This is a genomic window from Saccharibacillus sacchari DSM 19268 (genome assembly GCF_000585395.1).
Taxonomy (GTDB): Bacteria; Bacillota; Bacilli; order Paenibacillales; family Paenibacillaceae; genus Saccharibacillus; species Saccharibacillus sacchari.
The window spans coordinates 3,899,526-3,919,395 of record NZ_KK073875.1 but is presented as its reverse complement, the minus strand read 5'-3'; the positions used below and the strand labels follow the sequence as shown (position 1 = coordinate 3,919,395).

Here is a 19,870-nt window from a genome sequence, read left to right as displayed (position 1 = left end):
AGACATATTTTGCACCCTATTAAGTGAATTTAATCACATAATAAATCCGCTTGCCGGACATTAAGTCTTTCGCCTCACCCCGCGAAGGACTTTTTGCTTTGGTTTCCTTCAGCAAGGCGTTTGGGTAATAATAAAGCAGTGAGAATGGGAAGGGAGCTGACAAGAAGATGAGTTTTGAATCGATGACGGTGATCGTAACCGGCGCCGCTCAAGGAATCGGAAAAGCTGTCGCTAAAAGTTATGCTGAAAAAGGAGCACGTGTCGTGCTCGCCGATACGCAAGAACCCGAAGGAGCCGCAGCAGCTGCGGAAATCCGCAATTCGGGCGGGGAAGCGATCTTCATTCCGTGCGATGTCTCCAACGAATCGGATATTACGCAGCTCATGCGAGAAACGATCGAAGCCTTCGGACAAATTGATATCCTGATTAACAATGCGGGCTTCGGGATTTGGAAGTCTCCATATGAGTTAACCGTCAAAGAATGGGACGATGTCATGAATACGAATGTCCGCGGCACGTTCCTCGCAACCCGGGAAGCCGCTTTGCATATGCGCAAGCACGGAAAAGGCTCCGTCGTAAATTTATGTTCGACGCGCGCCCACATGTCCGAACCCAATTTCGAAGCCTATGCGGCATCCAAAGGAGCGATCCTTGCTTTGACCCATTCGCTAGCCGTTTCGCTGGGAGGAGACGGCATTCAAGTCAACTGCATCAGCCCGGGCTGGATCGAAACCAAGGAATACGATAAGCTGCGCCAAGAGGATCACGAGCAACATCCGATAGGCAGAGTAGGCACCCCGGAAGACGTCGCCCGAGCCTGCCTGTACATCACGCACCCCGACAACACCTTCCTGACCGGAGCCGAATTGGTCCTGGACGGCGGAATGACGCGGAAAATGATTTACGCCGAGTAATAAAGAATGAACATTTCGTACCGAAGCGGCCTGCGCATCTTGCGCAGGCCTTTAATCGTTTTATGTTTTATTCTTTTGTTCTTTTATTCCTCCTGCCGCTACAACTAGCGGAGGGAGTAATTCAGTGAAAGACGCCTTTAAGCCTGAGAATTTTAGAGTTGCACCTATGGTCAACTCTAAAATTCTCAGGCGAGACAGCGGATTGTGAAGCATTTCGAAGAAATGCACTTCGGAAGCCTATGCTTGTAATTTCTCCCGCAGCGCCATTTCTAGCTCCTTCTTCACTTTTTTGCCATATTCGATGTAAAAATAAGGTTTGCCCTTTGCGTCTCTCGGGTAATAGTAAGGATATAAAGCATGAATTGTACTCTAATCGCAATTTCACCTTCTCTAAATGGACGATACAGCCGGGCGGACGTGAACATATTTTTATCCACTCGCGGACATCCGCGCAAAAACGAGGAGGGATTCATATGGAATATTCCTATTCACCCGTGACCTATCGGATTAGCAGCGGCATGAACGGCATGGCAGGAAGAGGCGGCGCAGGGTTCCGTAATCCGTTGGCCAGATCCGGATCGCCGATGATCGAAGCGTCCATTCCGCAAACCAATTATGAACAACCCAACGTAATCTCTACGTTGCAAAATAATCTGGGACGCACAGGCACTTTTTACATCGTACCCGGAATGAATATCGGATTTACGTCAACTTCGGTTGAAGGACGACTTGAAGCGGCGGGTAGCGACCATATCGTATTGAGCGTCGAATATGGACAACGTACCGTCGTACCCCTGAATTGCATCGACTATGTGGTATTCAGCGATACGACCGGATACTTCTATTCGGGTAACGAAGCCTTTTTCGCCGGACAATAAGTTAACGGTTCGACTCGTAAGCAAATCAAATCCCCAAGGAACAAAGCGAGGTTTGATGACCCGTGAATCGCAATAAATAAAGACCTTTTCCGACACGTAGGGTGCGGATAAGGTCTTTTTGGTTATGTTGTTGCCGCCACCTGATCGATTACATACGTGGTCACAGATCCCGGAATAGCCTCAGCCGTGAAGCTTCCCTTTTCCAGCGTTATGGACTCCAGCTCCGCCAGATTTTCTTCTGCGCTCGTCCGGTATATGCGTGCTTGAAGCGGTGCGCCATTGCCGAACGAAGCAAGTCCTTGCAATTGATAAGAGTAGCTTACCGTTTCCGCATCCCCGTCGTTGTACGTTACGATCGTCAGACGATTTGCAGCAGGGTCAAACGCCGCAAGCGATTTTTCGCCGTCGTTATGAACAATAATGCTTCCCGGACGAATGAATGTACTGTAATTACCGAGTGCATAATATTGCTTGTACATGAAGTAAGACTCTGATTCATTATGCTCAAACGGAGCAAAGATCAATCCCCACGTGCTGACATTGCTTTCAACCGCTTGCCAGTATACCCAGGCTTCAGAACGCATGATTTTCAAATCCTTGGTGATGCCTTGAACCAACCGTATTGCGCCGATCATCGAATGAGGATCATCTGTCGGGTGAGCTCCATTTTCAAAGCCAACTTCAGACATCCAAAGCTTTTTCCCATCAGATGTAACCGTCTTCATGAAATTTTCTGGGTCATAGCCTGAATCATTGTACGTGTGGGTGTTCACTTGCGGAATCAGCGCTTTTATCTCAGGCGAGAAAGCATTCCATGTATTCAGCGCCATCTCGACAAAGGATTCGTCCGATGCGCTGACCGATGTATCCGAAAGCCCGGCTTCCCGCAAAGCTTCAACAGCCTCACGGATCACGATTTGCTGCTGCCCGGGCAGAATTTGCGCGCCTTCTTGCTTCGTAATCCGATGCTTCCACCAGCCTGCGACGGGTTCGTTGAACGGAGCCAGCGTACGGAACGTAAGCCCATGCTCATCTCGAAAATGCCGGACAACCTCGACTAAATAACGAGCAAATTCGCGTTCCGAGCCGGGTTTTAAGTTATCTCCGCCGTCGATGCCTCCCGTCGTCGCGCCTTGCGCGCCGTTCGGATGCTGCGGATCGTACGCAAGAGTCATCCACCAGGGCGGACAGTTGGAAAAGGCTTCAAAGATCGGTTCATCGGTCATATCGCGAATCAACCGCATGATCTCCCGCTGGTTCGCGTCTCGCGACCAGTCCCAGCTTCCGTCTTCGTTTTGAAAAGATAAAATCGCTTTGCCGTAGTCCAAAAAAGGATCGTCCGCATCTTTGGTTCCTCCGATATTGTAACGAGCGATGTTCATCCCGATTCCGGATTCCGCAGCATACAGCTTTTCCACAATCTCGCGTCTGCGCGCCTTGCTCCAACCGCCCAGAACGTTGGCCCACCAGGCAAGAGACGTTCCCCAACCTTCAAAAGTCTGATGCTTGACGGACAGATCGACCTCGATCGAGGATACGGCAGCATTTTCGGCTTGTTCGTTACCCATGATTCGCCTCCTTCAGATTCGAATTCTTCTATAGTATAACCGGGAATCGTTCGTCTCGCTCTGAAAACGCGCATCTTTCGGGCAGATCGGTTATGCTTTTGGAGTGAATCTTTTTAAAGGAAGGGAAGTGCCGTAATGGACTTGCATGACATCGCGAAAGTGGCTCCATCGGCAAGACAACTCGCTTGGCAGCGGTTGGAGTTCTATGGATTTATTCATTTCGGAATGAATACGATGACCGGGCGCGAATGGGGCGAAGGCCATGAGGACCTATCGATCTTCGACCCGCAGTCGCTCGATGCGGAGGAATGGATAGCGATTCTTGCACGTTCCGGTATGCGGGCGGTGATCTTGACTTGTAAGCATCATGACGGATTCTGTCTGTGGCCGAGCGAATACTCGAAACATACCGTTGCCTACACTCCTTGGCGCGACGGCAAAGGCGATCTGGTGCGGGAAGTATCGGGGGCCTGTCAGAAATACGGATTGAAGTTTGGGGTCTACCTTTCTCCTTGGGATCGGACGGAGAGCAGCTATGGAGAAGGCGAAGCTTACGACGACTTTTATATCGATCAGCTGACGGAGCTGCTAACGAATTACGGCGAGATCGGCTGCGTCTGGCTAGATGGAGCGAACGGAGAAGGTCCCAACGGAAAAAAGCAATTTTATGACTGGGAGCGTTACTATGAAGTGATTCGCCGTTTGCAGCCGGGTTGCGTGATCAGCGTATGCGGGCCGGATATTCGCTGGGTCGGCAACGAGGCGGGGCAGACGAGGAAGCAGGAATGGAGCGTCGTGCCCGCGCCGCTGCGCGATGCCGAAAAGACGGCCGAGAAGTCGCAGCAGGCCGACGATGGGGAGTTCTCGCGTTCTTTCAATTCGATGGAAGAAGACTTGGGCAGCAGGAAGGCCATTGCGGCGTATGACGGCGAATGGGTCTGGTACCCAGCCGAGGTGAACACTTCGATTCGTCCGGGTTGGTTCTACCATCAGGAAGAAGACGACCAGGTTCGAAGCGGCGAAGAGTTGTTCGGGATTTATTTGAATGCGGTTGGAGGCAATGCGACGTTCCTGCTCAATATACCGCCCGATGCGCAGGGACGTATCGCTAGGCCGGATCGTTTGGCGCTGGAGGACCTGGGGCGGAGAATCTCACAGCTTCAAGATACTTCGTTGATGCAGGGGGCGACCTTACGAACGTCTAGCGGCCAGGTTTCCGTGGAAGCCGTCTTATCGAGTCACTCCGGCGAAGCCTCTTCATTCTGGCAACCGGAAAAGAGTGACATTGAGCCCTGGATTGAATTAACGTTGGAACAGCCGCAGTGGATCGATACGTTGGGATTGGGAGAACATCTGGCGTCGGGACAACGGATTGAAGCTTTTGAAGTGTTTGCAAAAATAGTAGGAAGCGACGCGGAAACTGACGGCGAATGGCAATCTGTTGCGGAAGGTGGCACTGTAGGACATCTTAGAGTATTACGCTTTAATCCTATACAGACTTCGCAAATTCGGGTCGGCATGAAGCAATATCGGGCATTTCCGACGTTGTCTCGATTGTTCGTAAACTTCCTTCGCCCGTAATCCAACCAAAGCCGGAATTGGTGCGTCTATCAAGAAGGATGCGCATATTCCGGCTCTTCGGCTTTGAAAAGAACGCAGAAAGCCTTATGATGGAGGTAGGCTCAAGGTCTTACATATTGCTGTCATACATAACGAAACAACCATTTTAATGAGCGCTAATTTCAATAAAACAGGCCTTTTGCCTGATTAATAAGGGGGTGTCGTTGACGGGATGTAAAAAACGGCAAAAATCGCCCGGAATTTCATTAGAATTTGAAAAGATTCTAAAAAGCCGGGCTGGTGCAGGGAGTGAACTAAATGTTACTATTATAGGAACGAAAATTGTTACGTAATGGACATATGTACTGGGAGGAACTACGATGACCAAGCTCCAAGCCCTGCTTCGGGCAAATCCCGACGAGGAGCCCTCGGAACTCTCGCACCAATTGCTGAATCGGTTGCAAGGATTCACGCCTGAACCGGAAGGTCGGGCAATAATCGAGGCTTCTTTCGAGTGGGTGGACGATTTCGAGCTTGAGGAAGAGAACCAAAAGCGCGTGGATGAACGGATCAACGAAGCGTGGTCGATGTTCGTCCTGCTAACCGTCGAGGAACGCGCATGGTTTTATGACACGATGCTGAATATTTTGGAAAAAGAACCGTTCACAGAAGCAACATCTGCGCGAAAAACAGCCAAATTAACCGAGCTTTTTGCGCTTCGCAAGGCGTCGATCGAAAGCTCTTACGCACTTCGGGACGAATTGCGATCCAGTCATACGCGTGTGCTTGAATTGCTGCGCGAATGGATTGAGAAGGGGAAAAGTGCCGATCGGCGCGATCCGGTTTTTCGTGAGCTTTCACGCGCCGCCGCAGCACTGTTCGAAATCTATTTCAACCATCCGCATTACATGGATGATGACGATTTGCGCTCTGAAGCATCCATCTTGCTCCCAGAGTTGATTCGAATGTTTTATCCGGCTTGCAATCATGTTCATATCTATATGCTGGGTTACCATCCCGGCTATGCCGAAGAGATTGCACGGCTCATTCACTTCTATCTGAATCTTGATCAATCCAGGGAAAATAAGGGTAAAGCTTACTTCAGTCTGGCTTCGTCCTTCATGGGCGAGGGGGCTGCCGTACTTGAACGCGGCATTCGCCCCGTGTCTGATGCACTTGCACGGTATATGCCTGCATGGTCGGATGAACAATTTGATGAATTTATCGATACGTTCATCTATTATCCTCTGCTGCGTCAGCCTTTGCTTCAGATCGCCAGATCCACTGATCGACGACTGGTGCTGGATTTGACCGTTACCCAGCATCGCAAGACCGCTCTGGCCGCGAAAGCGGCGGAGACGCTGCGACAGGCGAATGCGGTTATTGCGCAGATCGAAGCCGACAGCATGCCAAGCACCAAAAATGGGGTCAAGGGGATCTCATTTGCGGACTTTAACTTTAAACTTGCGGTTATCGAGGAATTGATGTACAAACAAAACGTGCTGACTCCGCGTTTCGACGTAGGCGTATTCGTCCAAGAGTATGCACTGCGCGAAATATCGATTGCCGAAGAAGGAGATCGACCGATCCCCGAGGTTCGAGAATATTTCGAGCGTCTGGTATTGACGGAAGAGGACTTGTCGAAGGTCACGAAGCTCGTCATCGGCAGCGGGCAGCAGGTTCAGCTTCAGATTATTCCGTTCTGGAACGGAGAAGACGGCTGGTTCGACGTGCATACGCTTGAAGATCTTCAGCATTTGCCGAATCTGCGCGTACTCCAAGCGATTCGATTGCTGAAAGCTGATTCGGCTCCGGCAGTCGAACGCGGAATTATTTTAGTTCAGGATTAGCGTGCCGTTCAGTTGCCTGAGCGCTGTATCGAAAGGAAGTCGAATATGAACAATCAAGAACAACAGAATGTTGCCCATCCTTTCAACGAAGAGGCCTGGAATCAGGAAACGTACGAGGCTTGGGTGCAACGCTTCGGAAGACCCGATGAAGCGGCAGAGAGAATCGGCAAGCAGCCGTTGAAGTCGTTGTCCGTTCTGGGAGACGCGATCGGCGATCCTTCGGGCAAACGAATTATGAACCTGATGGGCTCCAACGGAAGCAAAGCGGTTGCGCTGGCACTGCTCGGTGCTTCGGTTGCTGTCGTCGACTTTTCGCCGGGCAACCAGCGTTATGCGTTGGAGTTGGCAGAAGCGGCGGGCGTCCCGCTGGATTATATGGTTTCGGACGTGCTCAAGCTGGACGTGACGAATCTCGCCGGAACCTTCGATATCGTATTTGCGGAAATGGGCATCCTGCATTACTTTACGGACTTGAATCCGTTTATGAATGTGGTTCAGACGCTGCTCGCGCCCGGCGGACGATTTGTGCTTCGCGATTTCCATCCGGTTTCGACGAAGCTCATTTCTTCGCGCGGAACGACGGCCAAGATTCGCAAGCATAAAGTAGACGGGGATTACTTCGATACGTCGCTGGAAGAACAAGAAGCTTCCTTTGCCAAGTATGCAGAAGGCGAACCGCCGAAGGTTCTGCTACGCAAATGGAATCTCGGGGAGATCGTGACCGCGGTAGCTCAAAACAGCCTTGTGATCGTTCGGCTTGATGAGGAACCCAACTTATCCGGCGACAGCTTCGACAAAGGCATTCCGAAGACTTTTACCTTAATCGCGCATAAATAATCGGAAGAACCGTCGTAAAAGCGTGAGCGAGACCGTGCGGGAACGCGAGAAGCAAGAATGGATCGATAAGATCGACTTAAAACCGTCCTTAGGGCGGTTTTTTGGCTTTTTTGACCTTTCATTCCTATTTTGCTGGAGGTAACTTACGATTATAATTAAAGTTATAGCTAAAATGTGACGTATACGTCTTGGAAACGGAGTGAATAAAATTGGGGAGTTGCTAGCTTGGGTCAAGGGACCTCAAAGTGAACAGTCGTCGGATACGGTGATTCAACATTATTTAGGAAAACGAAGGAGGTGGACCCGTTTTCCGATAGCGTAACGCTTGGGTAAGCGGCGCGGAAACGGGATGTATATTGAATAGTGACCCCTTGCCAGGTTGGTTAAGTATTTTAATGGTTGTGCTGCTTGTCGGGTTGAACGGATTTTTTGTAGCGGCGGAATTCGCGATGGTGCGGCTTCGTGAAAGCCGAATTGCCACGATGGCGGACGGCGGAAGTAAGCGTGCGGGTTTTGCCCGGAATATGGTGCAAAACCTGGATGCGTATCTGTCGGCGTGTCAGCTCGGGATTACGCTGGCATCGCTTGGCCTGGGTTGGATCGGGGAACCGGCGGTCGCGTCGTTCCTGCGCCCGCTGTTCCATAGTTTCGGCTGGAACAATGAGGTGGCGATTCACGGAACCTCGGTCGCGATCGCGTTCATCATCATCACTATGCTGCACATCGTGATCGGGGAGCTGGCTCCCAAGTCGATGGCCATTCGCAAAACGGAAGCGGTGGCGCTTGCGGCGGCGGCTCCGATGGTCTTTTTCTACAAAATGATGTATCCGTTTATCTGGGTCTTGAACGGAATGGCGAACGGTCTGCTTAAGCTTCTGCGGATCGAGCCGGCTTCCGAACTGGACTCTGCGCACACCGAAGAAGAAATTCGGATTCTGGTGAAGGAAAGCAACAAGAACGGGTTGATCGATAATACGGAAATGGCGCTCGTGGACAATATCTTCGAATTTGCCGATACAACCGCGCGCGAAGTGATGATTCCGCGGACGGAAATGATCTGTCTGTACACCAATTTGTCGCATGAGGAAAATCTTGAAATCGCCTACGACGGTATGCGAACCCGCTATCCAGTCTGCGAACAGGACAAAGACCATATCATCGGTTTTATCCATATCAAGGATCTGATGCGTTCGCCGGGTGCCGACTATGACCAGTTGATTCGTCCAATCATCGCCGTGCCGGAGTCGATCCGGATCAGCGAACTGATGAAGCTGATGCAGCGCAGCCGTACGCAAATCGCGATGCTGGTCGATGAATACGGCGGTACGGCCGGGCTGGTTACGCTGGAAGACATCATGGAAGAGATCGTGGGCGAGATTCAGGACGAGTTTGATGAAGAAGAGCGCCCTGAAACGGAGCAAGCCGGAGAGTTCAGCTACTCGATCGACGGCATGATGCTGATCGAAGACGTAAACGATCAATTTGGCTTTGAACTCGACTTTGACGACTATGACACGATCGGCGGTTGGTTATATGCCCGGATCGACGCGCTGCCTCCGCAAAAAGGACAGTCGGTCGATCACGAAGGGTGTACGTTTATCGTGGACGAGACGGAGCAGAAGCGGATTTCGCGGGTGCGGATTTTGAAGCCGTTGCCTGAGGAAGATCGTATGACTGAACGCGAAACGGATGCAGCCGATTCAGAGTTGATTGGTGAAGAACTAGAAGCTGAAGCGGCGATGTCGACAGCTTTGACAGCGAAGCGGGCCGAAGCGGGTGCGTAATCGAAAGCTTGAGTCGGGCCGAGACACGCTCTAGGATAAGGAACAAAAAACAGAGAGACCGCCGAAATTATTCGGCGGTCTTTTTTTTGCGTGTCTGCAACTTGAGCGTACCTGCTTGCGTATCCCCAATCAGGCGGATGAGCGAACGCTGGCGTTTGATTGACTTGCATCCCAAATATCGCTACGCTTTAAGGCATGGAGGGGAAAATCATGGAATCGAATGAAGAAAAGCAACAAAGAGGCGAAGAACGTTTCCGGCGCCTGCATCCAGACTGGATTGCAGCTTCGCGCCTTGGAAGCGCCTGCTTCTACATATTTCCGCTGCTGATTGCGGCGACTTTGGCAGTGTTGGGCGTTGTTTTCGAATGGAGCTGGTTACCGTTATGGATCGGCGGGCTGGTTACGTTAGTTTTTGCCCTCTTATTCGTGTTCGCTACGTTCCGGGTTCCTGTTATTCGCTATAACCGATTCGGCTTCGCGATCTTCGAGGAGGAGGTCGAGATTCGCAAGGGTCTGTTCTTCATTACAGAGACCCTGATTCCTATGACTAAGGTACAGCACGTCAAACTGGAGAGCGGGCCGATCCTTCGCAAGTATGGATTAGCCGAACTGAAGGTCGTAACTGCGGCGACCACGCACTCGATTGCCGGACTGAAGGCAGAGGAAGCCGAAAGCTTGAAACGAACGATCGGGGAGTTGGCTCGGAGGACGGAAGAATGAGCGGCCCGAAGCGGATGTCTCCGCTGTATATCGCCTTTTCCATGCTCAAGCTAATTCGCAGTCTGGTTCCGCTGCTGTTTATCTTCGGCATTCAGTTCGTCGCTAACGGAAAATTTCCGCCTACCGTATATTGGGTGATGGGCGGGGCGTTAGCCTTGATCCTGTTGACAGGCGCCATGGAAATCATCGGCTGGAAAAGGTTCACGTATGAGGAAGAATCGGACCGAATCACGATTCGCAAAGGTCTGATCCAACGCAGCGAGAAAATTATTTATTACTCGCGCATTCACTCCGTGAGCCAAGAACAGCCTTTGATCCAGCGTCTGCTGGGCGTCGTGCAATTGAAGATTGAGACGCCAGGGGGCAGCGAAGGGGATGCCGTGCTGCCCGTGCTTAGGCGCGAGGAAGCGGAGCGTCTTCAGCGCGTTCTGAACGAGCGCTCTATCGCCTTGCCCGATCAGGCCGATGATGCGGCCGCAGGGATCGCGGCAAGCGAAAGCGGCCAGGATCAGGCGGCCGCTAATGAGTTTCCGGTCCAAGCAGGGGGACCGGAAAGAATGGACGGAGCATACGGTGCTCCGTCCGGCGCTCCTCATGAAGAAGGAGCGCAGCTTCCGAATCGAGCGCCGCGCGATTCGGCCGTTCCGGGCGAAACCGGCGCGGCGGACGGCTTCGCCCCGCCGGATTCGCGCGCGCCGCAGGCACGCCACGCCGAAGGCGGGCCTGCGGCGCAACCTCCTTCGGTCGCGGCCGACGCTCGACCGAAGATCCGCGAGCCGGAGCTGCTCTACCGGCTCGGCCCCGGCCGCCTTTTCCAAGCGGCCCTCACCGAGATGAATCTCGGCTTGGCCGTCGCCTTCGTGGCCGGTATCGTTTCCTTCGCGGACGATTTGCTGCCGGATCGCTGGGTCAACCAACTGGTCAGCAATGCCCAAGCCTACTTTACGGGCATTAAAGCCATCTTGATCATTGCTGCGGCAGCCTTGATTGCAGCCTGGTTGCTGTCACTGGTATTATTCATCGTCAAATTTGCCGGATTTTCCTTATACCGCGACGGGGGGAGACTTTCGGTACGCTACGGATTGCTTGAACGCAAGCAATTCTTGTTCGATCCATCCCGTGTCCAGGCCGTTACGATCAGAGAAGGGTGGTTGCGGCAAGCGCTGGGGTACGCGCATGTCGAGGTCAATGTCGTATCTTCTTCAAGCGAGAAGGAGACACCCGCCTTGCATCCGTTTATTCCGCGGTCCCAGATCGCAAGTCTACTGGAGCAAACCATCCCGCAGTTTACATTTGCCGCTGCGGAGTTGAAGCCTCCGAAACGCGCGATACTCGGCTATGTCAGAATCGGCTTGATCGTAACCGCCGTCTTGGCCGCGGTCTTGATCTACTTTTTCCCGCATATGGGCCTATGGTCGTTACTGCTGGTTCCGATCGTATTCGGTCTGGATTACTGGAGTTTCCGCACCAGCGGAGCTGCTTTAGACGGAGATCGGCTGACAATCGTCAATCGGGCGATCGCCAAACAGACGCACTGCACGCTGAAACGGCATATCGTGGCTTTCCGGGTCGGAGGCAGCCGTTGGCAAAGAAGAGGGCAGATGCTTAATATCAAAGCCCATTTGCTCGGCGGTTCGGGCGGCTCTTCGATCAGCGTCTCCCGATTGAAAGCTTCGGATGCCCGGCAAATCTATGAATGGTACCGTCGTGAGCGCAAAATATGAGCAGTTCGCGAAGTCAAAAAATAAATTAATATAAAATGGAGAAAACAGGAACCAAATTGGTTCCTGTTTCGTTATATACGTATGTAACACATTTACATACGAAAAGGGGAATAAAAATGAACACAAACAAAAAAACTCATTTTTTCAAGCTTTTAGCTATCCCTGCTATTGCTTTGGTTACTGCATCGTTCGCTGCTCCAGGGGTCGGGCAAGCATCGGAATCAGCGCCTGTGACAGACAATGTTTTTACGGCACTGCCGGAAAGATCGTTAAATGAATCTGTGATGGAGCCGGGCGCGCTTACGCCACCGCCGCCGCCGACTTTGTATTACGAAGGTTTCGCATCAAGTTTAATGGCCAGCCAATATCTGGTTTCAGCATACAGTAATCTTTCGACGTCGGGCAATTCTTCGCTGCAAATTTCCGCCGAAACAAGAAGTTCGGCTTCCGCTTCTCAAAGCGGTGTCACGGCCGGCCTCGAACGTTGGACAGGCAGCGATTGGACAGAATTCGGAAGCACGCGGACCAAAAGCTCGGGAATTGCGTATAACAACCTGAATTACGCATTGAGCGTAACGAAAGGTTATTATTACCGAATCAAATCCGATCATTGGGCATCCAGCGGAATCAATAAGGAAAGCCGTACGATTTATAGCAGCACCGTATTCGTGCCTAACTAATAATCTCGGCAATCCGCGGCAAAAAGCTTCTTCCCGCCCGGGAAGAAGCTTTTTATTTGAAATCATGCGATCCCTCGTACGATTATTCTTTACGTTCTTAAGGTTCGCCGTCCACGATATGTCCGGCAATTTGAAGAAACTCTTCTTCCGTCAATGATCCGCTGACCATAATGTCAAGCCTTCCACGAATAGTGTGGACCAAGCTATTGTATTCCCTGCCGACATATTGGGCTTCCAGTCCGTTATCCAATATAACTTCCTTCAGCTCTCCAGGCCCGAAACCGTACGTGCCATTTTCTTCTTCTTCCAATAGTTGGACACTGAGCATGGCTTCGCGATTTCCTTCTCCCCGATACAAAAGAGTATACCCTTCCGGCGTCGAACCGTCATCTGGAACGGATAAGTATACCTTGTCCAACTTGAGATCAGCCGGAATCCGAGGAAACTCGGGCATCGTATAAGGCAGTTTTTCGCGAACTTCTTCCAAAGTGGCCGGTTGGCTCTCGGTCGTCACGAAATCCGTGATGACGGGTTCTTCGAAATCGCCGGTTTCCGAAGTCGAGATCGGTGCTTGAACGCCTTCCGGAGGAGGAGGGGTCAGCGCGCCTTCGGTTTGGAGCGGCTTTTTTTCTCCGGTCGTCAGCGCGACTTCGCCTGTACTCCATGTATACAACGTCTGATAAATCGGCGTCAGTGCTCCCGTCCGTACCGGTTCCGAGAATACGACGGATCCGAGCAGGATCAGTCCGGCTGCGGCTCCGGTCAACCTGACCATGCGCTTGCGCCGTCTTCTTGAGGTATGCTGCATGCGGTGCTGCTGCACGCGCTGCCAGGATGCCCGGCGGGATTTCGGGTCAACCGGCGATGCGGAGTTTGCGGCGCGTTCAAACGCTTCGTCGAACAGCTCGTCAAATTTTTCGTCTTTCATCGCTGCCCTCCCATTCTTTGCGCAGCACCTTGCGCATATTTTCCCTCGCCCTAAAGAGCCTTTGCCTGATAATGTCTTCGCTGGTGCCAAGCGAATCGGCGATTTCCTTGTACGACATGCCGTATTTCCAGCGATATAGAATGATCGCGCGGTATTCCGGCTTCATGTCTTCGAGATGCCGCAGGATCGCTTCCTCCATCATTCGTACCTCGACCGTTTTCTCGGTCGAAGCTCCGGCATCCTGCTTAGCCTCTATATGATTAAGAACGCTGTCCGCTTCCACATGGTTACGGTGTCTTTTATTTTTTCTTAAATCATTGATTGCGCTATTCCGCGTTACGACCTTGAGCCAAGCGAAAAACTTGGATTCGTTTTCGAATTCCGGTCTTCGTCTGATCAATTTCAAGAAAGCTTCTTGAATGACGTCTTCGGCCGCCGCATGATCCCGCACAATGTAAAATACGGCCCCGTAGGCCAGATCATAGTATTCGTTATATATCAGCTCCTGCATGCCTTCGTCAAGTTCGTCGAATTCATGGCTGAGGAGCATCTGAAGATGCTGAGCCATATTTGCTCCTTTCCCGGTTGCGTTCCGAACGAATCCGGCTGCTTACGATTCTATTCGTTTATGTAAGCCTACTCGTCGAAACGGAAGAAATTAATTTAATATTCTCCTATTCTACATGAAAGAAGGAAGAAGGTGGGCTTTTTCTTATTATATAATGAATCGTTTTTGGATATTTAATTACCTTTTGCACAACTATTCAAAAAATTAGCATATAAAAAAGCCCCGGATGTATATCCGAGGCTCGGCTTGATTACGTTGTTCCGTAAACTCTTTATTCGTCGCTGCTTCTTTTTCCGGATTTCACGCCGTCGCGTTCGATCGCCTGTTCCAGCGCGGCTTCGGTGTCGACTGATTCGTCGATTTCGGCAACTGCTTCGCCTTCGCCGGCTTCGACATATTCGCGCTCGGCGCGGGTCATTTCTACGCTGCGATTCCCTCCGGTCATATCGTTCGCCGTGAAGTTCTCATAGGATTCAACCGCGCCTTCGCCTTCGTTGTTGTCGCTCGACAGCTGATCGTAGCTTTCAACGTCGCGTTTGGTGGACATGGCGGGCGAGTCGGCATTTCCGTAGCTCTCGACCGCCTGCCAAGCATCCGAGTCGTCGAATTTGCCTGCATGGGCCTGACGGTTTTCTCCGGCACCCGAAGGAGGAGGCGTCATGACGTCTTCTTCGACCGGACGGTAATCCGTGATCGGATTATTTTCCGGCGTCGTATCGACGTTATAGGCGGTATACGGAACGGCTTCAAGACGCTCGAACGGAATCTCTTTGCCGGTCTTCGCGTCGACGCCGTAACTGCCGTCTTCAATACGTTGAAGCGCGGCATTGACCTCGTCGAGGCGATCGGAAAGGTCGCTGTCGATCGCCATGTCCCGGCTGCGCTCAAATTCTTCGGTGCCCAGATCGGCCGGATGGTTATCGACGGAAGATAATTCGCCCGTGGAATCGCGCAGGGACGTCTCGAAGCCTTCAGTCGTATCCTCCGAATTGCCAAAATGCTGCTCCAGCTCGCTTTTTTGTTCCAGCAAAAGATTTTTAAGCGTGTCGATCTGGGAGTCGTTTAAGTGTTTCATGATGTAAGCCTCCATTCGTAGTCGGTTCCTAGCGATCCGGTTGCAAGCTGCAAGAGCGGGCTTGCACCGTCGCTTTCTTTCTCTTTTATACCCGTACGGCAGGCGAACCAATCTTTGACGAACCGGGAAGGATCGAAAACCTGCCTGAATGAAGAGACTGGAAAAATAATGTTAACTCATGGGCGATTTCGTTTAATGAGGGGAGGAAAGCCTTTCAAACACATACTGTTCAGTCAAAAGGAGCGATGGGCGATATGAAAGCACTCACTTATCAAGGCAAACGCAAGGTGAAAGTGAAAGACGTAGCGACGCCAAAGCTCGAAAAACGCGACGATATTCTGATTCGGGTCACTTCGACTTCGATTTGCGGCTCTGACCTGCATTTGTTCAACGGCGAAATCCCGGGCATGACCGACGACTACATCATCGGGCACGAACCGATGGGCATCGTCGAAGAAATCGGAAGCGACGTGACGCATGTCAAAAAAGGCGACCGCGTCATCATTCCTTTTAACGTATCCTGCGGACAATGTTTCTTCTGTCAAAATCAGATGGAAAGCCAGTGCGACAACGCCAACGAAAATCCGGCCAAAGACACGGGCGCGATGCTCGGCTATTCGCATACGTACGGCGGTTTCGCAGGTGGCCAAGCCGAGCTGCTCAGAGTGCCTTACGGCAATTTCGGCCCGCTCGTGATTCCGCCGGACGCGGAAGTAACGGACGAGCAGGTGCTGCTGCTGTCCGACGTGATCCCGACCGCGTACTGGAGCGTGGATAACGCGGGCGTCAAAAAAGGCGATACGGTCATCGTGCTAGGCTGCGGGCCGATCGGGCTGATGGTACAAAAATTCGCGTGGCAAAAAGGGGCAAAACGCGTGATCGCGGTCGATCACGTGGAGTATCGCTTGGAACACGCGCGCCGTACCAATCGCGTCGAGACGTTCAACTTCATGGAAAACGACGATCTGGACAAGCATTTGCTTGAAATCACGAGCGGCGGAGCGGACGTGGTCATCGACTGCGTAGGCCTGGATTCCGAGAAAACGTTTATGGAAAAGGTCGAAACGAAGCTTAAGCTCCAAGGCGGAGGGTTGGGCGCGTTCCATATGGCTTCCAACGTCGTTCGCAAATTCGGCACGATTCAAGTAACGGGCGTCTACGGATTGCGCTACAACAATTTCCCGTTCGGTCATATCTTCGAGCGCAACGTGACGATCAAGACGGGACAAGCGCCGGTCATCCATTATATGCCGGAGCTTTTCAACCAAATCAAAACGGGACAGCTCGATCCGACCGACATCATTACGCACCGCCTGTCGCTGGACGAAGCGGAGCATGCCTACGACATTTTCGATAGCAAGAAGGAAGATTGCATCAAGGTCGTGCTTAAACCGTAATGAAATAAAGTCGCCTTCGTCATTTTCAAGCAAAGAAAAAGCCCTCCGACTTCCCGAAAAGGGAATGGAGGGCTTTCATTATGCCGTCAATCGATTAAAACGCCCAGTTTCCGCCGCGGAAAACAGGCTCGGCCGTGCCGTCTTGCGTAATCCCGTCAATGTTCATTTCGGCAGAACCGATCATGAAGTCGACATGCGCAAGACTTTGGTTGATTCCGGCTTCGGCGAGCTCTTCGCGAGACATCGCTTTGCCGCCTTCAATGTTGAACGCATACGCGCTGCCGATCGCCAGGTGGTTCGAAGCGTTCTCGTCGAACAGCGTATTGTAGTAAAGAATGCCGGACTCGGAGATCGGGGATTTATGCGGCACGAGTGCCACTTCGCCGATGTAATGCGAGCCTTCGTCCATCTCGACGAGACGTTTCAACGTTTCTTCGCCTTGCTCGGCTTTCACGTCCACGATGCGTCCGTTTTCGAACGTCAGCGTGAAGTTGTCGATGATGTTACCGCCGTAGCTCAAAGGCTTCGTGCTCGATACGGTTCCGCTTACGCCGGTTTTGAGTGCGGCGGTGAATACTTCTTCCGTAGGCATGTTGGCCACGAATGCCGTTCCGCGCTCGCTTTCGCTATCCGCAGCTACCCACAGATGCGTCGGTGGAAGCTCGATCGTAAGATCCGTTCCCGGCGCCGTGTAATGGAGAGCTTTGTATTTTTTACTGTTCAGATAGGTCGATTTGTCGTTCAGCGTGGCGATATGCTGCTGCCAAGCCGCGACCGGATCAGGTTGATCCACGCGAACGGCCTTGAAGATGGCTTCCCACATGGCCGGGATTTGCTCGTTTTCAGGCAGGTGAGGGAAGACTTTAGCCGCCCAAGCTGCCGAAGGAACGGCTACGATCGACCAAGCCAGCTTATCGGACTGCACGTATTGGCGATATTTGCTGAGCGCTTCACCGGATACTTTTTGCAGAGTAGAGATACGGTTCGGATCGACTCCGTTCAGCAGATCGGGATTGTTGGAGATGACAGCCAGCATCGCTCCGCCGTTTTCCGCCAATTCTTCGCGTTCCGCCGCCGTCCACTTCGGTGCAATCTCGAACGAATCGTCCGGCGCAAGATCGTAACGCATGCGAGTGATGGCTTCGTCTGCGAGATTCACTTTGACCAGCTTAGCACCGGCCGCGTAGGCATGTTTAACGACCAGACGCACGTATTCGAGCGATTCCACGCCTGCATCGATCATCAGAATTTGTCCAGGCTGTACGTTCACACCGACTTTTACCGCGAGTTCGGCGTATTTGTTAAGGTTTGTTTGAAAATCCGACATGATAGGCCTCCGTTTCGATACTTGCTTCATTAAAATAAACGCTATGTCTTTCATTGTACAAGATCGCGCGGAGAAAGGAAATCTAACATTGGTTAATTAGGCGGCGAGAATGCAGGAAAAGTTGCGGGAAACGGCTGATTTCGAGGGAAAAGGGGAGGGCGGATGCAGCTTTCGAATCGCTGAACGCAAAAATCCCCAAGCCGCATGCTGGCAGCCGGGGATTCGTCGATTTCGCAAAGACTATTACCTTTTCAACGCTAAAGGCAAGCTGCTAGTTGCTGTAAAGTTCTTTCATGATCTCGCGATTTTTCTCTTTGAACAGATCATTGTGGGAAGAGACCATGCCGTAACCGCGCGCATCGGGCGTGACGAACTGTTTCGCTTTGTTGACGGCATTCGCCGCATCATGGAACGCGCCTGCGATCAGATGCACTTTTCCGTCGTAATGAACGACGTCTCCGGCGGCGAAGATGCCCGGCACGGACGTCTCGCTTGAAGAAGAAGCAAGGATTTGGTATTCGTTCATCTCGATTTTGATCTCGCTCTTTTTGAGCAGTTCGGTATCCCGCTCGTATCCGTGGCTGATAATCACGTCGTCCACGGTGAGTTCGAAATCTTCTTGCGAATCGTTTTTCTCCATCAATACGGTGCCGATCGCTGAATGGTCTTCGTTGGCGACAAGCGTTTTGATGGTAGCGTTAAGCAGCAGCTCCACGCCGTTGGCTTTCATTCGGGTAATATCGGCTTCGTGCCCTTTAAGTTCTTCCTTGCGGTAGGTCAGGTACACTTTTTTCGCGAAAGGCGCAAGCTCGTTGGCCCAGTCCACCGCCGAATGGCCTCCTCCGGAAATCAGAACCGTCTTGTCTTTGAAACGAGCGATCGATTTGACGGTGTAGTGAAGGTTCGTCACTTCGAAGCGCTCCGCGCCCTCAATGTCGAGTTTGGTCGGATTAAGAATGCCTCCGCCGACGGCCAAAATGATCGTTTTCGAATGATGTTGATCGCCGGACAAAGTATGCAGCACGAAATGTTCGCCGTCTTCCGAGCGCGCGATCGACGTCACTTTCTCGTTCAGCACGACGTCCGGCTTGAACGTTTGGCCTTGCGCTACCATTTGTTCGATCAGCTTGGCGGCCGGCATCGGCGTCAAGCCGCCGACGTCCCAGATCATTTTCTCGGGGTATACGTGAACCTTGCCGCCCAAGAACGGTTGATACTCGATAATCTTCGTCTTCATCTCGCGCAGACCGCTATAGAAAGCGGAAAAGAGCCCGGCCGGCCCTCCGCCGATAATCGTTACGTCATAGACTTCATGGTTTTCCATCCTGATATGGCCTCCCTTAATATATGTATATCTCAAAAGATAATGATTCTCAATATCAAAAGTAAGTATACCAACAGTTTCAAGAAAAAGACAACACCATTTCCGAAAAGGCCTCAAAAAAAGACGTGACCGCAATCACTCGACCCGCTCGGCAAGTCGGCTACACTTTCGATACGAAGGGCAAGCGCAAGGCAATCCGGCCCGTCGCAAATCCAAAGAAGGTGGTCTGACCATGAAAGACACATTCGAATTTGCAGATATGAAATCCATCGCACGCGATAAACTGGGGGATCAGGTCCCGTTGGAATTATTTCGCACCATTCGCTTGATCGGCATGTATCAAGCTCTCCCGATGGGCGGAAAAAGCACAACCGCAACCATCGGCCGCAAGATCGGCGAATCTTTGCCCGTATCCTCGGTTGAAGACATCCTGAGGATGTTCGAAGAACTGAAAATCGGAATCCCAAGCATCGTGCATCAAGACGAGAAGGGCATGCGCATCGCCGTAGACGACTGCTTCTGCGAAGGACTCCCCGTGCTCGAAGGCAAAATGGTCTGCGACCTGGAAGGCGCAATCCTCGAAGGCGCCCTGCACCGCGTCACCGGCCGCGCCGCCCGCGTCCGCGAAGTCAAATGCAACGTCTCCGGCGACGACCGCTGCGAGTACGAAGTACGCTACGGCGTGTAAAAAAGCAGCCCCTCAAGCATTTTAATTAACTTTTACTACGCACGATGT

General features: G+C 52.0%; 17 protein-coding genes. 11 read left to right on the top strand and 6 right to left on the bottom strand.

Features of this window, described 5'->3' with window-relative positions; translation table 11 throughout:
- The first annotated feature begins 167 nt into the window (after nt 1–167).
- Together SACSAC_RS16925 and SACSAC_RS28260 are read left to right on the top strand one after the other, a co-directional pair.
- Nucleotides 168–914 carry an SDR family NAD(P)-dependent oxidoreductase gene (locus tag SACSAC_RS16925; protein WP_037288518.1) on the top strand — a complete coding sequence of 249 codons (747 nt, stop codon included), beginning with the start codon at nt 168–170 and terminating at the stop codon, nt 912–914.
- Between the two features lie 473 nt (nt 915–1,387).
- On the top strand, nt 1,388–1,792 hold the full coding sequence (locus SACSAC_RS28260; protein ID WP_051507203.1) for a spore coat protein GerQ: 405 nt from the start codon (nt 1,388–1,390) through the stop codon (nt 1,790–1,792).
- Nucleotides 1,793–1,914: 122 nt separating this feature from the next.
- Here SACSAC_RS28260 and SACSAC_RS16910 read toward each other — a convergent pair whose 3' ends face one another.
- Nucleotides 1,915–3,360 carry a glycoside hydrolase gene (locus SACSAC_RS16910; protein WP_051507202.1) on the bottom strand — a complete coding sequence of 482 codons (1,446 nt, stop codon included), beginning with the start codon at nt 3,358–3,360 and terminating at the stop codon, nt 1,915–1,917.
- Between the two features lie 135 nt (nt 3,361–3,495).
- On the opposite strand from SACSAC_RS16910, the gene SACSAC_RS16905 reads away from it, so the two are divergent.
- The 7 genes from SACSAC_RS16905 (at nt 3,496) to SACSAC_RS16875 (ending at nt 12,515) form a co-directional block, all read left to right on the top strand.
- Complete coding sequence (locus SACSAC_RS16905; protein ID WP_037288513.1) at nt 3,496–4,941, top strand: alpha-L-fucosidase; 1,446 nt, start codon at nt 3,496–3,498, stop codon at nt 4,939–4,941.
- A 359-nt stretch (nt 4,942–5,300) separates the two neighbouring features.
- Nucleotides 5,301–6,770, top strand: a complete 1,470-nt coding sequence (locus tag SACSAC_RS27245; protein ID WP_051507201.1) for a DUF6892 domain-containing protein — start codon at nt 5,301–5,303, stop codon at nt 6,768–6,770.
- A gap of 45 nt (nt 6,771–6,815) precedes the next feature.
- Nucleotides 6,816–7,607 carry a class I SAM-dependent methyltransferase gene (locus SACSAC_RS16895; RefSeq protein ID WP_037288511.1) on the top strand — a complete coding sequence of 264 codons (792 nt, stop codon included), beginning with the start codon at nt 6,816–6,818 and terminating at the stop codon, nt 7,605–7,607.
- Nucleotides 7,608–8,002: 395 nt separating this feature from the next.
- Nucleotides 8,003–9,391: a hemolysin family protein gene (locus SACSAC_RS16890; RefSeq protein ID WP_051507200.1), complete on the top strand. Its 1,389-nt coding sequence runs from the start codon at nt 8,003–8,005 to the stop codon at nt 9,389–9,391.
- A gap of 210 nt (nt 9,392–9,601) precedes the next feature.
- Nucleotides 9,602–10,111, top strand: a complete 510-nt coding sequence (locus tag SACSAC_RS16885; RefSeq protein WP_051507199.1) for a PH domain-containing protein — start codon at nt 9,602–9,604, stop codon at nt 10,109–10,111.
- Nucleotides 10,108–11,835: a PH domain-containing protein gene (locus SACSAC_RS16880; protein WP_037288505.1), complete on the top strand. Its 1,728-nt coding sequence runs from the start codon at nt 10,108–10,110 to the stop codon at nt 11,833–11,835. Before SACSAC_RS16885 ends, SACSAC_RS16880 begins: the two co-directional genes overlap by 4 nt.
- Before the next feature lie 35 nt (nt 11,836–11,870).
- Entirely contained in the window at nt 11,871–12,515 is a 645-nt protein-coding gene (locus SACSAC_RS16875) for a hypothetical protein (protein ID WP_169833785.1), read from the top strand.
- Nucleotides 12,516–12,612: 97 nt separating this feature from the next.
- Here SACSAC_RS16875 and SACSAC_RS16870 read toward each other — a convergent pair whose 3' ends face one another.
- The 3 genes from SACSAC_RS16870 to SACSAC_RS16860 form a co-directional block, all read right to left on the bottom strand.
- Nucleotides 12,613–13,443, bottom strand: a complete 831-nt coding sequence (locus tag SACSAC_RS16870; RefSeq protein WP_037288499.1) for a hypothetical protein — start codon at nt 13,441–13,443, stop codon at nt 12,613–12,615.
- Nucleotides 13,424–14,011 carry an RNA polymerase sigma factor gene (locus SACSAC_RS16865; RefSeq protein ID WP_037288496.1) on the bottom strand — a complete coding sequence of 196 codons (588 nt, stop codon included), beginning with the start codon at nt 14,009–14,011 and terminating at the stop codon, nt 13,424–13,426. The genes SACSAC_RS16870 and SACSAC_RS16865 overlap by 20 nt, the downstream gene beginning before the upstream one ends.
- Nucleotides 14,012–14,282: 271 nt before the next feature.
- On the bottom strand, nt 14,283–15,086 hold the full coding sequence (locus tag SACSAC_RS16860; protein WP_037293057.1) for a TraR/DksA C4-type zinc finger protein: 804 nt from the start codon (nt 15,084–15,086) through the stop codon (nt 14,283–14,285).
- A 254-nt stretch (nt 15,087–15,340) separates the two neighbouring features.
- On the opposite strand from SACSAC_RS16860, the gene SACSAC_RS16855 reads away from it, so the two are divergent.
- Nucleotides 15,341–16,483, top strand: a complete 1,143-nt coding sequence (locus tag SACSAC_RS16855) for a zinc-dependent alcohol dehydrogenase (RefSeq protein ID WP_037288494.1) — start codon at nt 15,341–15,343, stop codon at nt 16,481–16,483.
- Between the two features lie 94 nt (nt 16,484–16,577).
- On the opposite strand, the gene SACSAC_RS16850 is transcribed toward SACSAC_RS16855, so the two are convergent.
- Together SACSAC_RS16850 and SACSAC_RS16845 are read right to left on the bottom strand one after the other, a co-directional pair.
- Nucleotides 16,578–17,810: an aminopeptidase gene (locus SACSAC_RS16850; protein ID WP_037288491.1), complete on the bottom strand. Its 1,233-nt coding sequence runs from the start codon at nt 17,808–17,810 to the stop codon at nt 16,578–16,580.
- A gap of 271 nt (nt 17,811–18,081) precedes the next feature.
- Nucleotides 18,082–19,134 carry an NAD(P)/FAD-dependent oxidoreductase gene (locus tag SACSAC_RS16845; RefSeq protein ID WP_037288489.1) on the bottom strand — a complete coding sequence of 351 codons (1,053 nt, stop codon included), beginning with the start codon at nt 19,132–19,134 and terminating at the stop codon, nt 18,082–18,084.
- Nucleotides 19,135–19,366: 232 nt separating this feature from the next.
- On the opposite strand from SACSAC_RS16845, the gene SACSAC_RS16840 reads away from it, so the two are divergent.
- Nucleotides 19,367–19,822, top strand: coding sequence for a V4R domain-containing protein (locus tag SACSAC_RS16840; RefSeq protein ID WP_037288486.1), 456 nt, complete (start codon nt 19,367–19,369; stop codon nt 19,820–19,822).
- The last annotated feature ends 48 nt before the right edge of the window (nt 19,823–19,870 follow it).

Bases quoted from the DNA above. Each gene is read 5' to 3' on its own strand.
- SACSAC_RS16870 (WP_037288499.1), bottom strand. From the start codon at position 13,443: ATGAAAGACGAAAAATTTGACGAGCTGTTCGACGAAGCGTTTGAACGC.
- SACSAC_RS16890 (WP_051507200.1), top strand. From the start codon at position 8,003: ATGGTTGTGCTGCTTGTCGGGTTGAACGGATTTTTTGTAGCGGCGGAA.
- SACSAC_RS16855 (WP_037288494.1), top strand. From the start codon at position 15,341: ATGAAAGCACTCACTTATCAAGGCAAACGCAAGGTGAAAGTGAAAGAC.
- SACSAC_RS16895 (WP_037288511.1), top strand. From the start codon at position 6,816: ATGAACAATCAAGAACAACAGAATGTTGCCCATCCTTTCAACGAAGAG.
- SACSAC_RS16865 (WP_037288496.1), bottom strand. From the start codon at position 14,011: ATGGCTCAGCATCTTCAGATGCTCCTCAGCCATGAATTCGACGAACTT.
- SACSAC_RS16910 (WP_051507202.1), bottom strand. From the start codon at position 3,360: ATGGGTAACGAACAAGCCGAAAATGCTGCCGTATCCTCGATCGAGGTC.
- SACSAC_RS16850 (WP_037288491.1), bottom strand. From the start codon at position 17,810: ATGTCGGATTTTCAAACAAACCTTAACAAATACGCCGAACTCGCGGTA.
- SACSAC_RS16885 (WP_051507199.1), top strand. From the start codon at position 9,602: ATGGAATCGAATGAAGAAAAGCAACAAAGAGGCGAAGAACGTTTCCGG.
- SACSAC_RS16845 (WP_037288489.1), bottom strand. From the start codon at position 19,134: ATGGAAAACCATGAAGTCTATGACGTAACGATTATCGGCGGAGGGCCG.
- SACSAC_RS16860 (WP_037293057.1), bottom strand. From the start codon at position 15,086: ATGAAACACTTAAACGACTCCCAGATCGACACGCTTAAAAATCTTTTG.
- SACSAC_RS16880 (WP_037288505.1), top strand. From the start codon at position 10,108: ATGAGCGGCCCGAAGCGGATGTCTCCGCTGTATATCGCCTTTTCCATG.
- SACSAC_RS16840 (WP_037288486.1), top strand. From the start codon at position 19,367: ATGAAAGACACATTCGAATTTGCAGATATGAAATCCATCGCACGCGAT.
- SACSAC_RS16925 (WP_037288518.1), top strand. From the start codon at position 168: ATGAGTTTTGAATCGATGACGGTGATCGTAACCGGCGCCGCTCAAGGA.
- SACSAC_RS16875 (WP_169833785.1), top strand. From the start codon at position 11,871: ATGGAGAAAACAGGAACCAAATTGGTTCCTGTTTCGTTATATACGTAT.
- SACSAC_RS28260 (WP_051507203.1), top strand. From the start codon at position 1,388: ATGGAATATTCCTATTCACCCGTGACCTATCGGATTAGCAGCGGCATG.
- SACSAC_RS27245 (WP_051507201.1), top strand. From the start codon at position 5,301: ATGACCAAGCTCCAAGCCCTGCTTCGGGCAAATCCCGACGAGGAGCCC.
- SACSAC_RS16905 (WP_037288513.1), top strand. From the start codon at position 3,496: ATGGACTTGCATGACATCGCGAAAGTGGCTCCATCGGCAAGACAACTC.